This is a genomic window from Agromyces sp. NPDC029043 (genome assembly GCF_055564615.1).
In genome coordinates, this window is the sequence record NZ_JBVHVX010000013.1 from 54,114 (window position 1) to 67,921 (window position 13,808).

Sequence of the window (13,808 nt, forward strand, 5' to 3'; positions counted from 1 at the left end):
GTGTGGTTGACGGCACCCTGCAGGCGATAAACCTGACCAAGGACTACGGCACGGTACGCGCCGTGGACAGTCTGACCTTCGGCGTGCGGCCCGGTGTGGTGACCGGTTTCCTCGGACCCAACGGCGCGGGAAAGTCGACCACGATGCGGATGATGCTGGGGCTGGACCGCCCGAGTTCGGGTACGACCACGGTCAACGGCCGCGCCTACCGTGACCTCGACCATCCGCTGCGTCAGGTGGGTGCGCTGCTCGACGCCAGGTGGGTGCATCCCAACCGCAGTGCCCGTTCACATCTGCGGTGGATGGCGGCCAGCAACAGCATCCCCGCACGCCGTGCCGACGAGGTCCTCGAACTCGTCGGATTGTCCGCCGTCGCCGGCAAGAAGGCGGGCGGCTTCTCCCTGGGGATGTCGCAGCGGCTCGGCCTGGCCGGCGCGCTGCTCGGTGATCCGGGCATCCTGCTGTTCGACGAACCGGTCAATGGTCTCGACCCCGAGGGCATCGTGTGGATTCGACGGTTCATGCGTAGCCTCGCTGCCGAGGGGCGCACCGTGTTGGTGTCCAGCCACCTGCTGACCGAGATGTCGCTGACCGCCGATCATCTCGTGGTGATCGGGCAGGGCCGGCTCATCGCCGACTGCTCGGTGGGGGAGTTCATGGCACTCGCCCGCCACCGCACCCGCGTCCGCAGCCCGCGGATGGACCTGCTGCATCAGGCTCTGGTCGGCGCGGGCCTCCCCGTCGTCCAGGTAACGGACCCAGATGGCCGGCCCGCATTCCTCGTCGACGACGTGTCGACGGATCAGGTCGGTGACATCGCCGCGGCCAACGGCGTGCCCCTGCACGAACTCACCTCCCAGTCCGCGTCGCTGGAAGACGTGTTCATGTCGGTGACGGCCGGCGCCGTCGAGTACACCGGCGGAACAGGAGATGCCCGATGATCGGCGCACTCAACGCTGAGCGAATCAAACTCGCCTCCACCCGTTCGCCCTACTGGTGTGTGGGGATCGTGGTGCTCCTCTCGCTTGCCGTGGCAGCCGTGGTCGGGCAGGTTGCCGGCAACTCCGTCGGAGAGGTCGGTGAGGTCGACGAGGTAGGCAGCACAGACGGTATCGCCGGCGTCGTGCTGGCCGGGCTGAATCAGGTCGGTGTCATCGTGCTGATGATCATGGCGGTGCTCGCCGTGACCAACGAGTATCGGTTCGGCACGATCCGCACGTCGTTCCTCGCGGTTCCCCGTCGTGAGGTCGTGATGATCGCCAAGGCACTGGTGTACGGCGCCATGACGGTGATCCTCACCGTCGTGCTCACCGCGCTGTGCTTGCTCGTCGCGATTGCACTGGGCGGACAATCGCTGGGGATCTCATTCACCGATGCCGACGTGGTCCGCCAGCTCTACGCGACGCCGATTGACGCCCTGCTGTGCGTGGTGGTGGGCCTGTCCCTCGCGATGCTGCTTCGCCACACCGCTGGAGCCATCGCGATCCTGCTGCTCTGGATGCTCGTGCTCGAAGGGGTGATCGGCCTGTTGCCCAAGGTCGGCAGCCACATCGCACCGTTCCTGCCGTTCGCGAATGCCGGTCGCTTCCTGGACCCGACGTCGCCGACCTCCGTCGACTTCCACTGGGGTCCGATCGGTTCGGCCGTGTACTTCGCCGCGTTCGCCCTTCTCCTGTTCGGCGCCGGCTTGGCGGCCGTCAGCCGGCGCGACGCGTGAACTACCGGGAGACCGACGGCCCCACCTTCAGCGAGAAACCGGGCAGGTCGGCAAGATTCACTGTCGCCTCGTAGGTGCGGTCATAGCCGGTGCCGCTGATGCGCCAGCCGTCGTCGGTGCGACGGTAGCTGTCGGAGTAGAACGCCGAGCCGAACAGCAGGAACGAGAACTCCGTCACGATGACGCGGTCCTGCAGGTACCAGCGTCCCGTTGCGACGTCGCCATCGATCTCGATCTCGGGATGTGCGACGCGGTGTTCGGTGATCACCCCCGGCCCGACGGATCGCTTCATGAAGCCCACCAGGGTATCCCGGTCGGTGAAGGCGAGGCTCTCACCGTAGTCGCCGGTCACATCCGGGGTGAGGGTCTGTGCGAAGCCCTCCCAGTCCTTGGTGTCCAGGCAGCGCAGGTACCGGTACTTCAATGCCTTGATGTCGGCGAGAGCGGAGGCGGTGTCGGTCATGGTGCCGTCACTTCTTGGAGGTGCCAGGTAAGACGCCGGCATCGATGACGGCCTTCACAAGGGGCTTGGTCTGCTGGACGGTCTCGGCGAGACCCGGTGTGGACCAGACGCTTTCGCCCAGGGCATCGGTGGAGGCCTCGATGTCGTCGTAGAGCGCGGCACCGTCGGCGGTGAGTCGATGCCCGCTGTCGGTGCGCTCGGCGAGTCCGCGTCCGACGAGCCGATCGATCGACGCCTCCCAGTCGGCGTCTGTCCAGCCACGCGTCAGCAGGGTCATTTTCTTCCCGAGGGTGCGACGTCGGATCGTCGGGTCGAGCAGGTCCGCTTCGTGGAACGCGGCCGCATCGATACCGTCGAGTCCGTGCGTCACGAGGACCGCGATGTGGTTGTCACCCCGCCACTCCCGCAGGATCGCAATGTTGTGCCACAGCGCCATGTGCGGCGTGTCCGGCACCGACGCGGCGGCCCATGCGGCGGCCAGGGACCGGCCGCCCATCGGCAGTGTCGCGGCCACGTCGGCGTAGTGCTGTGCCAACTCGGCGATCGTCGGATCATCGACTCGCTCACCGAGAATGTCGCGCAACTGTTCGTCGAGCATCTGCTCGCGCCGTGCGGCCACCCGTTCCAGCCCATGGGCGCGGGCCTTCTCCCAGGCGTCGACGATGAGGCCGGGGGAAAAGTTGTAGAAGGTGGAGATCACCACCGATGGGCTGCAGTCACCCAGGGGAGCCCCGCGTGCCCCGACGTAGAACCCGTACGGGTCCAGTCCGGTGTCCGACTGTGCGGCACCGAGACCCGGATTGAAGTACGCGAGGACGTGAAAGGGTTCGAGGCTTTCGTAGGCGGTACGGGCTGAGTTCAGGGGACCGGACATGCGTCCTACATTTCCTGCTCCGTCAACTCACTGTCAATGCCCGGCCAACGCCGACGCTCAGGGCTACAGTTCCCTCGTGAACGAAGGTGATCCATGACCGACGAGGGATCCGGACCTCGACGCCTCCGAGATCACCGAATTCTCGGGTCCGCTGCTGGCCGCCGGGCTGATCATCGCGGTCGTCGGGCTCCTTCCGCTGGTCGGGGTCCGGGTGAGTGGTGCCGACGGGGACTCGGTCTTCGGGCCACTCGTCGGATCGTTCGCATTGGCCGCGGTCTGCACCACGGCCATCGCCTGGCTGCTGGCGATCATCCTGGCGGGTGTCGCCATGCTGGTGATCTACGACGTCGGCGCGCGGGTCGCGAGTGCCAATACCGAGCAGGCTGTTCGTGCGTCATTCCAACGCGTTTCGGACATGACCTCGTCGGTGACGCTGGTTGCCTTCATCTCCGGCCTCGTCTCGCTGGCGATCGGACTGCCCGGCATCCATTCGTCCGACGACGAGAGTTCGGTGCTCGAACAACTGCTGTCCGCGCAGGTCGCCTGTCTGCTCCTGGCATTGGTGCTGGGTTTCGCGGCCGAGGCGGTCCGGACCGCGGCGGAGATCCTCGGTTCGTAGGTACGCGTCCTCACCTGGCTGGGTGCGCTGGTCACCACGCTCGCGGCCTTCTACCTCGCGGCGGCGGCCGGCCCCTTCGAACCGACGGCGCTGACCCAGAACCTCCTGACGCAGTGGTTGCCCGCCGACGTCGACGGCACACCCCGCGCCGAGGTCATCGCCGATGTCCTACCGTCGTCAGCGCGTGCCATCTCGGCTGCCGCCATCGCGCCGTTCGTCGTCGCGGTATGGACGGTGACGGCGTGGCGAACCGGCGACCTGAAGAAGTTGCATCACGCCATTCACGATCAGCGCGTCGACTCCGACGGTGATGACGCAGGCGAGGATCCGGGCCTGGCCGTGTAGGTCGACAAGCCGTCGAGATTGCCGCGCACATGGTTGTCACTGCCGTGGTTGTCGCTGCCCTGGTTGTCACCGTCGTAGTTGTCGACGCCTGGGTCGGTGTTGTGACCATGGTGACCCTCGTCTCCGTCGTCGAGATCTCGCGGCGCGTCGTCGTCGAAGTCGAACGAGCCGTCGAGATCCTCGCGGCCACGCCGCCAGCCACCCTTCTGGGGCGGCGCCTCCCCGAAGTGGTCGGGATCGCCGGAGCCGTAGATCGCGACGAGTACCGCACCGATGACCGCCCCGATGAAGCCGATGATCGCCAACCAGCCCAGCCCCGGCTTGGCGGTGTCACCGAGGAACACGACGCCGACGAGGCTCGGCCCGGCCGTCTCACCGACGACCAGAACGGCGGTCACCCCGTTGACCGCGCCGAGTTGCAGGGCCACCGTCTGGATGAAGAAGCCTGCGGCGCCGGCTACTGCGATGGTCCAGGCGGCCGGGTCCAACAGCAGGGCCCTGGGGTCGAACGGATCGACGCCGTCGAGGACGCGGACCGCGATCGCGATGATGCCGAACAGGAGTCCCGCTGCGGCTCCGCCGACGATCGCCGCGTGTTTGCCGAGCCCGTACACCGCTGCAAGAGCTGCCGCCGACAGCAGCGCGGTGGCCACGAACAGTCCCCGGTGGAAGGCGACGTTGTCACCGGAGCCGGTGTGATGCGCCGACGACACGCCCAGCAGGCACAGCGAGAGCACCACGGTCCAGATGGCGATCCAGTCCCGGGTGTGCAGGGCGATGTTGAGCATGATGGTGCCGAGCAGCGCGGTCACCACGAGGTTGGCGGACACGATGGTCTGGGACAGGAACAGCGGCAGATAGCGTGCCGCGATGGCGCCGCCGGCGAAACCGACGATCACCATCATCGTGCCCAGGATGAAGGCAGGATCGACGAAGGTCGACATCGTCGACCGCAGCGTCGGGCCGCCGACGGCATTGGTTGTGGTGGCCTCGGATTCCTCGCGCTCGGTCTGGGCTACGCGCCGGGCCCCGAGCGCACGCAACACCGTCGACATGCCGTACGCCACAGCAGCGAGGCTGGCGGCGATCACGCCGATGACGAACATCCCACACACCTTTCGAGAGCAGGCGGTACCAGAACTAGCTGGTCAAAGCCCTATCACGCGACGACGACGCATCGCATGCCGCTTCGTACATACATCGGGACCCCCGCCGATACCCGCAAACCTGAACGCCGGCTGAGTGAATGCTATTCCCGGTCATGATGTGACCGACTCGGCGACCCCGTCGAATTCATCGCTGTCGGCGTCGGCCTACACTCGCTCGGGTGAGCAGATCAGAACGCAGACATGTGCTGATCACGTTCGGCCGATCCTTCCTGACGCTGAATCTCGCGCGACTGATGTCGGCGGCCGGTCACCGCGTGACCATTGTGGACAGCATCCCGATCGGTGTCACCCGGTTTTCGCGCGCCGCGGACGCGTTCTACACCGTGCCACCGCCGAAGTTCGAGCCCGTCGCCTACTGCCGACGACTCGTGGAGATCGTCACCGAGGACGACGTCGACATGGTGATCCCGATTCATGAGGAAACCGACATCCTGTCGATGCTCTCCGGTTTGTTCCCTGAATCCTGCGAACTCTTCCTCTCCGCCTTCGACGTCGAGAATCAGCTCCATCAGAAGTACGAGTTTCAGCAGTTACTCACCGAAAAGGGTATTCCCACACTGGATTTCGCGGAGATCGCATCACCCGCGGATATCGCCTCGCTTCGCTTCACCACTCCGTTCGCGATCAAGCAGGTCTACTCGCGGGGTTCGCAGAAGGTGCACAAGGTTTATCCGGGTGATGACCTGAGTTGGCTGGAGTTCGACGACAATCCGTGGTTCGCGCAGCAGTGGGCGTCCGGCGACAAGTACTGCACCTATTCGATCTGCCGTGACGGCGAGATCTTCGCCCACGCCACCTATCCGGTGGGGTACGCGATCGACGGGAGTTCTTGTCTGCGTTTCCAATCCGTCGATCATCCGGGCATCCTCCGCTGGGTCACCGATCTCGTCGCGGACATCGGTTTCACCGGGCAGATCGGCTTCGACTTCTTCGACGACCCGGAGCGGGGCCTCGTGAGCATCGAGTGCAATCCGCGTGCCACCAGCGGCATCATGATGTTCGACACCGACGACCACATCGACCGCGCATTCTTCGGGACGAACACCGAATTGATCACACCCAAACCCGACGTCGATCGGATGATCGGGTTGGGCATGCTGCTCTACGGGTGGCGCCGGGATTCGTTGAACGGCCGCACGCTGCGTGAGTTCTCCCGGGACTTCCGTCACTCCGACGACGTCATCGGGGATTCGACGGACCGAAAGCCGTTGGCGCTGTTACCGATCGCCTACGCCGGCATCCTGCGCAGTTGTTTACGCTACCGAGTGGGTCTTGCCGAGGGTTTCATGCATGATCACGAGTGGGACGGGCATCGCGTCGACGTCGGGCCGTGATCAGTCCTCGACCCGGGCTCGTCTGCCCCGCACGTACACCTCGCTGATCGCAGGTTGACGCAATGCCATCAGCAAGGTGAACACCGTCTGCTCGAGTGCGGTTGCCGGGTCGTCGGAGCGGATTCCGTTGTCCATCAATCGTTTCATCGGCGGCCAGCGGTCGGGTTCGATCACCAGGAAGTCCGCCTCTTTGCCGACGTCGAAGTTGCCGAAGCGGTCCTCCATGTCGAGAGCGCGCGCGCCGGCGAGCGTTCCGGTGAACAGTAGTTCGGCCGGATGGATCGACACACCCTCGTCCCCGGGTTCGGAAATGTGCACTTTGAATGCATTCGCCAGCACCCGCGAGATCAGCCACTCGTCGCCGGCGCCGACATCGGTACCCGCGGCAACGGTGACGCCGGAACCGATGGTCCGCAGCCACGGCATCGTTCCCGACCCGAGGAACTGTTGGGATATCGGGCAATGCGAGATGGAGGTCCCGGTCTCGGCCATGCGCGCCAACTCGGCGTCGGTGCAGTGCACCGCATGCGCCATGATCGTGCGGCGTCCCAGCAGGCTCGGCCCTCCGGTCGACGACCCGGGCAGGAACTTGCCGTCGTAGGTGTCGAGGTAGGAGTCGACCTCGAAGATCTGTTTGACGACGTCGATCTCGCCGGTTCCCGGCCGGTTGTTCTCGTTCAGATGCGAGTGGACGTAGACTCCGCACGCCGCGACGTCGGCGTAGAGCTCACCGAGCGCGCGCAGGGTCTGCGTGGTGACCGACAGGGTGAACCGCGGGACCAGTGCGACATGGAGCAGTGAGGTGGCCGGATCCCCGGTGTCGGCGCCGTGCCACCGTTCGATCTCCTCTGTGGTCAGCCGTAGTGCTTCGTTCTCCGAGGTGATCAATGCGGACGCCGTCTCCGGTCCGACGGTCTGGATGCCGCGTCCGCTGACGATGCGCAGCCCCGCGGCAACGGTCTCGGTGAACAACGCGTCCTGGGCCACCGGGAACGCGGAACCGAACACCATCGCAGCCGTCGTGCCCGCGGCGATGCGGTGAATGGTGAAGTCGCGAGCGATCTTTCGGGCGAAAGCGGGATCCGCGAGCCGGGCTTCGGCGGGAAATATGCAGGTGTCGAGCCACTCGAGGAGTTGCCCGCCGCCATAGGCGGAGAGGGAGTAGGTTTGCGGGAAGTGGATATGGGTGTCCACGAAACCCGGGATCAGGTAGGCGTCGGGGTGATCGACGACGGTGGCCGGCGGCTCGAACTCGGGGAGATCCCGTCGATCGCCGCAGAACACGATGACACCCGCGTCGTCGTAGGCAAGGGCGCCGTCGGGCAGCGACACGAGCGCGTCGCTCGCGCCGCCGACGTCCGGGGCACCGGCGATGTGGATGACATGGCCCAGATGAACGGTGGTCACCCACCCCACACAAGCACAGGATGGGCGTTACGGCGCGGCGAGCGCGGGCTGGTCGTGACGGTGGTCGAGGACGACGTCGACCGCAGACGGCGGGTCAGGCGAAACGCGCGGCGACCCGCGCCGCCGCGTCCAACTGTCCAATATCCGACGACGTGGGGATGAGCACGACCTCGTCCGTGCCGATCTCGGCGAAACCGGTGAGAACCTCGACGAGTTCGTCCTCGCTGCCTGACCATCCGGTGGTCGGTGCCATCGCGTCGACGAGGTCGGCGGGCAGCCAGTTCATGTAGTGCCGAAGGTGGCGGTGGATCTGTGTGCGGGCGGGTGCCGAGTCGCCGATGGCGTACCAGAACGACGTCGACAGGTGTGGCGTTGCTCGGTGGGCCCGCGTCCACGCGTCTCGCGCGACGTCGAAGAGTTCGGCCTGCCGCGCGAGATCCAGATCGAGCGTGACGCCGCACAATCCGTCCGCCCATCGGGCCGCACTGCGGATCGTCCGCGGACCGATGCTCCCGATCAACAGGGGAGGACCACCGGGTTGTACCGGTGCCGGCCCCACAGGGAGCACGGAGTCGACGAGTTTGTGGCCGGCCCAGATCGAGCGCATCGTGTCGACACGTTCGATGAGTCCGGCAATCGTCTGCGTGGCGGTGTCCGCTCCAGCGGATGCGTAGTCCTCGGCGCGGCCGCCGATGCCGACGCCCACCGATAAGCGGCCGCCGGACAGCACGTCGCCGGTCGCCAGGGCTTTGGCGAGCATCGTCGGATCGTGTAATTGCGGCACGACGACGGTCGTCACCAACCGCACGCGCTCGGTCCATGCTGCGACCGCACCGAGCAGCGTCGTCGAATCGGGGTTGCCGAACGCGACGCGTTCACCCCAGCACAACGAGGAAAACGGACCGGTATCAATGGCTTTGGACCAGGTCCGCAGCACGCCGAGATCGACGTCGGGTTCCATCACCGGCAAGGTCATTCCGATCCGCACGGCCACGATCCTAAAGGTGATCGCGCCGGCAGCACAGGCCCACTTCCTGCTGCCGGGCAAGCGATTCACGACTCTCGGACAAGATTGGGTACCGATCCGGCGACCTTCTGTTGCCGTTTGCCCACCAAGCGACCTCAGCGGTAATAGCATCCGAACTGGTGGAATCCACGAAGGAGAACCATGTCTGCTAAGAATGCAGCCGAAATCGTCGAGAGTGTGGGCGGCGCCGGCAACATCGAAAGCCTTACTCACTGCGCCACGCGGTTGAGATTCCAGTTATCCGACAATTCCGGCATCGACAAAGCGAAGGTCGAGGGGATCGACGGAGTGCTCGGCGCCGTTTCTCAGAGTGGCAACCGCTATCAGGTCGTCATCGGCGGCGGCGTGCAAGACGTCTACAACGACATCATGGCGCTGCCCGTGATGGCCGGCGGTGGAGCGAAGCCGCCCACCGATGCGGCGTCGATCAAGGCCGCCGAGCGTGCCAAGGGTCCGCGCGGCAAGAACGCCTGGCTCGACTCGCTGTTCGAGTACCTGTCCGACTCGTTCCGCCCGATCCTCGGTGCCCTGCTCGGCGCGTCGCTGTTCATCACGTTCATGTCGTTGATGGCGACCCTGGACGTCATCCCGTCGTGGAACACGCCGGGCGTGACGCTGGAGCCGTCGTGGGCGTTCATCAACCTGTGCTGGCAGTGTGTGTTCGTCTTCCTGCCGTTGATGATCGCCTACAATGCCTCGAAGAAACTCGGGGCCGACCCCTGGGTGGGCTTCGCGATCATGGCGGTCCTGATGCTCCCGGGATATACCGCCCTCGCCGACGCCCCGGGCGTCAACAAGGGCACCGTCGCCGGGTTCGACGTGAGCACGATCGATATCTTCGGAATCCCGTTGACGCTCAACGACTACAGCAGTCAGGTGTTCCCGCCGTTGCTGATGGCCGCAGTCCTCGGGCCGCTGTACAAGTACCTGAAGAAACTGATCCCCGAGAACGTCCATCTGATCTTCGTGCCGTTCTTCGCGATGTTGATCATGATCCCGTTGACGGCCTTCATCATCGGACCGATCGGCGTCTACGTGGGTGCCGGTCTCGGCGATGTACTCAAGTCGATCAACGACTTCTCGCCATTCATCTTCGCGATCGTCATTCCATTGGCGTATCCGTTCATGGTGCCGTTGGGTCTGCACTGGCCGATCAACGCGATCATGCTGATCAACATCCAGACCTTGGGCTATGACTTCATCCAGGGCCCCATGGGCGCGTGGAACTTCGCCTGCTTCGGCGCCACCGCGGGTGTCCTGCTGATCGCCTGGCGGGAGCGTGATTCGCAGATGAGACAGACGGCGACCGGCGCGCTCGCGGCCGGTCTGCTCGGCGGTATCTCCGAGCCGTCTCTCTACGGCATCCATCTGAGATTCAAACGAATCTATCCACGAATGTTGGTCGGCTGCTTCATCGGTGGCCTCATCATCGGCATCGGCGGCGGCGTCACGACCAATGCGTTCGTGTTCACCTCACTGCTGACGATTCCCGCGTTCGACAACGTCTTCCTGTACATGATCGCCGTGGCCGCGGCGTTCTTCACGGCGATGATCCTGGTGGTGCTGTCCGGCTACCGCACGCCGGAGCAGCAGGCCGAGTTCGAGGCCGAACGCGCCGCCGCGGCGGCGGCGGGTACCACGCCGGAGGTTCTCGATCTCGACGGCGATCAGCAGATCCCGGGTGCCCCCGGCGGCGCAGGTGTGGGATCGGGTGCCGGAGCCGCCACGGCGGTGGCAGCACCCGCTGCGGCCGCGACCGCCACCGCGACGGCCGCCGACACGGCAGCCCCTGCGGCGGGAAGTGGGGTGATCACCCAGATCGCCGCACCGCTCGACGGCACGGTGCTACCCCTGTCCGATGTCCCCGATCCGGTGTTTGCCGGCGGGACGATGGGCGGAGGTGTCGCGATCGATCCGTCGGGCGAGACGGTGTTCGCCCCGGCCAAGGGCATGGTGGTGGCCGCTCAGCCGACCGGACATGCCTTCGGGTTGGTCCTCGACGGTGGCATCGAGTTACTCATCCACGTCGGCATCGACACCGTGCAGATGAACGGCGACGGCTTCGACGTTTTCGTCAAGGCCGGTCAGAAGGTGGAGGCGGGCACGCCGCTCGTCACCTTCGACCGCGCCAAGATCGAGGCGGCGGGCTACTCGCCGATCACCCCGGTGGTCATCATGAACACCAAGAAGTTCGCGTCGGTCACCAAGATCGCCGACGGCGCGGTGGAGTTCGGCACGCCGGTCATCGCCGTGGAGGCAAAGGCCAAGCCGTAATCGCCAGACGCCTGCTTTCGCGGACGTCTGATCACCTCGTGGCGCCGACCCGTGTACTCGCGGGTCGGCGCTACGTTGTTGTGGAGGCGGTTGTTGTGGAGGCGGTTGTTGTGGAGGCGGTTACCAGCCGTCTGATACCGCAAGGCGGTATCGCCGACCCCGCCCTCCAGGTACCCGCTGACTGGGACCTGGTGTGGGACAGAGAAGTTCCTCGCAACGGCGAGGATGTGGAGGTGCTGCGCTGGCAGCCGACCGCCGAGCGGGATCTCGGCGGAGAAGTGGTCTCCGTGGCGCGGTGCGGACGGTCGGGATGAGGTCATCGAGGTCTGCTGGGCGAAGTTCGCGCACCGCAACGGCACCTACAACTGGGTCACCGTCGGCCCCGGCGGCTCGATCGTGGAGATCGAGCGCGAGGCCCAGTGGGATTACCGTGCCGGACGCCGCGCCACCGAACAGTGGGATCACGACGGGTGGATCGCGGCGCGTGAAGGGTTGGGCCCGCAGTTGGCGCCGCCGAATGCGATCGCCTGACCGCACCGAACCGAGAATCCCGACCACGCCGGAGCGAGCCCGTCCAGCCACCTCGCGGGCCGCTCCGACGTCCCTTTGTCCGATTCGATTGCATGCCTCGTCGGGCGTAATCTTGGCCGAGTTACTTAGCGAGTCGAAATATTTCTGACCTAAGTAAGCCTGGGGCGAGCACCGTCCGGGCCAGGGAGCCTCGCGTCGCGGCGGCCGTTCACGGAGGGTGTCATCCATGTCCACCTCAGTCACCGCATCATCGGGCGGCACGCGCCAGCGGTCGCTCGATCAACTCGGACCCCGCTACAAGTGGGTCGCACTGTCGAACACGACGCTCGGCATGCTCATCGCCACGATCAATTCGTCGATCGTGCTCATCGCGCTGCCCGACATCTTCAAGGGGATCGGCGTCAACCCGCTGGATCCGTCCAACACCAGCTACCTCCTGTGGCTGATGATGGGCTTCCTCGTCGTCACGGCGGTCCTGGTCGTCTCGTTCGGTCGCCTCGGCGATATGTACGGCCGCGCGCGCATGTACAACATGGGCTTCGCGATCTTCACCGTGTCGTCGATTTTTCTGGCGATCACCTGGTTCGACGGCACCGAAGCGGCCATCTGGCTGATCTTCTGGCGCATCGTCCAGGGCGTCGGCGGCGCGTTCCTGATGGCGAACAGTTCGGCGATCCTCACCGACGCGTTCCCGGCCGATCAGCGTGGACTCGCGATGGGCATCAACGGTGTGGCGGCCATCGCCGGCTCCTTCCTTGGCCTCCTGATCGGTGGCTTGTTGGCGCCCATCCAGTGGCACTACATCTTCCTGGTGTCGGTCCCGTTCGGCCTGCTCGGTACCGTCTGGGCCTACCTCAAGTTGCACGACGTGGGTGAACGACGACCCGCTCGGATGGACTGGTGGGGCAACCTGACGTTCGCGATCGGCCTGGTCGCGATCCTGGTGGGTATCACCTACGGCATCCAGCCCTACGGCACGTCGAACATGGGTTGGGGCAACCCGTGGGTGCTGACCGCCCTCATCGGTGGCGGGCTGCTGCTCGCGGTGTTCATGGTCGTCGAGACCCGGGTGCCCAGTCCGCTGTTCGAACTCTCCCTGTTCCGCAACCGGTCCTTTGCCTTCGGTAATGCCGCCAACTTCATGGCCTCCATCGGGCGCGGCGGTCTGCAGTTCATCCTGATCATCTGGTTGCAGGGCATCTGGCTGCCGCAGCACGGTTACGACTATTCGCAGACACCACTGTGGGCGGGCATCTACATGCTGCCGATGACGGTGGGTTTCCTGATCGTCGCGCCGGTCTCCGGAGCGCTGAGCGACCGGCTCGGGACCCGCTGGTTCACCACGCTCGGCATGTTGATCACGGCGGGCAGTTTCGTGGGACTCATCGCGATCCCCGTCGACTTCGCCTATCCGGTATTCGCAACGATCCTGCTGATCAACGGAATCGGCATGGGGCTCTTCGCATCTCCGAACCGCGCGGAGGTGATGAACTCGTTGCCAATCACCTCTCGCGGGTCCGGCGCCGGGATGATGACGACCTTCCAGAACGCCTCGATGGTGCTGTCCATCGGACTGTTCTTCTCGTTGATGATCGCCGGGCTCAGCGAGAATCTGCCCACCGCCATGTACGACGGATTGTCGGCTGCGGGGATGAATCACGACGCCGCGCACGGCATCGCCTCGCTGCCGACGGTCGGCATCCTGTTCGCCGCGTTCCTGGGCTATAACCCGATTCAGCAGGTCGGCGGTCAGGCGTTGGCCGGGATGCCGCAGCAGAGCATCGATCACCTCACCGGGCTCGAATTCTTCCCCCACCTGATCTCCGATCCGTTCGCCGACGGCCTCAGCGCGGCGTTCACCTTCGCCCTGATCTGCTGTGTCATCGGCGCGATCTGCTCGCTGTTCACCGGCGGCCGCAAGTCCGTCGAGGAGCGGCTCTCGACTCCGCGGGAGACCGTGGGTCAGGAGCTCGCGGCCGTCGCCGCCGACGCCGGGGTCGGGACACCCGCGGAACTGGTCGACGAGTCGCCGAGCCGCTCGCGCTAGG

General features: G+C 65.5%; 13 protein-coding genes. 8 read left to right on the plus strand and 5 right to left on the minus strand.

Annotation, left to right across the window (positions count from 1 at the left end; all coding sequences use genetic code 11):
- Nucleotides 1-2 precede the first annotated feature (2 nt).
- Together ACZ4TW_RS15845 and ACZ4TW_RS15850 are read left to right on the plus strand one after the other, a co-directional pair.
- Nucleotides 3-941, plus strand: coding sequence for an ATP-binding cassette domain-containing protein (locus tag ACZ4TW_RS15845; protein ID WP_465544079.1), 939 nt, complete (start codon nt 3-5; stop codon nt 939-941).
- Entirely contained in the window at nt 938-1,717 is a 780-nt protein-coding gene (locus tag ACZ4TW_RS15850) for a hypothetical protein (RefSeq protein ID WP_465544081.1), read from the plus strand. Before ACZ4TW_RS15845 ends, ACZ4TW_RS15850 begins: the two co-directional genes overlap by 4 nt.
- A 1-nt stretch (nt 1,718) precedes the next feature.
- Here ACZ4TW_RS15850 and ACZ4TW_RS15855 read toward each other — a convergent pair whose 3' ends face one another.
- Together ACZ4TW_RS15855 and ACZ4TW_RS15860 are read right to left on the minus strand one after the other, a co-directional pair.
- Nucleotides 1,719-2,180 (minus strand): nuclear transport factor 2 family protein, encoded by a 462-nt coding sequence (locus tag ACZ4TW_RS15855; protein WP_465544083.1) that lies wholly within the window; start codon nt 2,178-2,180, stop codon nt 1,719-1,721.
- Between the two features lie 7 nt (nt 2,181-2,187).
- Complete coding sequence (locus ACZ4TW_RS15860; protein WP_465544085.1) at nt 2,188-3,054, minus strand: SCO6745 family protein; 867 nt, start codon at nt 3,052-3,054, stop codon at nt 2,188-2,190.
- 211 nt (nt 3,055-3,265) lie between these two features.
- On the opposite strand from ACZ4TW_RS15860, the gene ACZ4TW_RS15865 reads away from it, so the two are divergent.
- A complete protein-coding gene (locus ACZ4TW_RS15865) occupies nt 3,266-3,673 on the plus strand; it encodes a hypothetical protein (protein WP_465544087.1) in 408 nt (135 codons plus the stop codon).
- A 287-nt stretch (nt 3,674-3,960) separates the two neighbouring features.
- Here ACZ4TW_RS15865 and ACZ4TW_RS15870 read toward each other — a convergent pair whose 3' ends face one another.
- Nucleotides 3,961-5,124: a hypothetical protein gene (locus ACZ4TW_RS15870; protein WP_465544088.1), complete on the minus strand. Its 1,164-nt coding sequence runs from the start codon at nt 5,122-5,124 to the stop codon at nt 3,961-3,963.
- Between the two features lie 245 nt (nt 5,125-5,369).
- Between ACZ4TW_RS15870 and ACZ4TW_RS15875 the strand changes: the two genes are divergently transcribed.
- A complete protein-coding gene (locus tag ACZ4TW_RS15875) occupies nt 5,370-6,521 on the plus strand; it encodes an ATP-grasp domain-containing protein (protein ID WP_465544090.1) in 1,152 nt (383 codons plus the stop codon).
- Here ACZ4TW_RS15875 and ACZ4TW_RS15880 read toward each other — a convergent pair whose 3' ends face one another.
- Both ACZ4TW_RS15880 and ACZ4TW_RS15885 read right to left on the minus strand, forming a co-directional pair.
- Complete coding sequence (locus ACZ4TW_RS15880) at nt 6,522-7,928, minus strand: amidohydrolase family protein (RefSeq protein WP_465544092.1); 1,407 nt, start codon at nt 7,926-7,928, stop codon at nt 6,522-6,524.
- Between the two features lie 94 nt (nt 7,929-8,022).
- Nucleotides 8,023-9,066 carry an LLM class flavin-dependent oxidoreductase gene (locus tag ACZ4TW_RS15885; protein WP_465544094.1) on the minus strand — a complete coding sequence of 348 codons (1,044 nt, stop codon included), beginning with the start codon at nt 9,064-9,066 and terminating at the stop codon, nt 8,023-8,025.
- Nucleotides 9,067-9,096: 30 nt separating this feature from the next.
- On the opposite strand from ACZ4TW_RS15885, the gene ACZ4TW_RS15890 reads away from it, so the two are divergent.
- The 4 genes from ACZ4TW_RS15890 to ACZ4TW_RS15905 all read left to right on the plus strand — a co-directional run bounded on the left by ACZ4TW_RS15890 (nt 9,097) and on the right by ACZ4TW_RS15905 (nt 13,807).
- Nucleotides 9,097-11,229, plus strand: coding sequence for a glucose PTS transporter subunit IIA (locus ACZ4TW_RS15890; RefSeq protein WP_465544096.1), 2,133 nt, complete (start codon nt 9,097-9,099; stop codon nt 11,227-11,229).
- Between the two features lie 38 nt (nt 11,230-11,267).
- Nucleotides 11,268-11,543, plus strand: coding sequence for a hypothetical protein (locus ACZ4TW_RS15895; protein ID WP_465544098.1), 276 nt, complete (start codon nt 11,268-11,270; stop codon nt 11,541-11,543).
- A gap of 82 nt (nt 11,544-11,625) precedes the next feature.
- Complete coding sequence (locus ACZ4TW_RS15900; RefSeq protein ID WP_465544100.1) at nt 11,626-11,760, plus strand: hypothetical protein; 135 nt, start codon at nt 11,626-11,628, stop codon at nt 11,758-11,760.
- A 226-nt stretch (nt 11,761-11,986) separates the two neighbouring features.
- Nucleotides 11,987-13,807 carry an MFS transporter gene (locus ACZ4TW_RS15905; RefSeq protein WP_465544102.1) on the plus strand — a complete coding sequence of 607 codons (1,821 nt, stop codon included), beginning with the start codon at nt 11,987-11,989 and terminating at the stop codon, nt 13,805-13,807.
- The last annotated feature ends 1 nt before the right edge of the window (nt 13,808 follow it).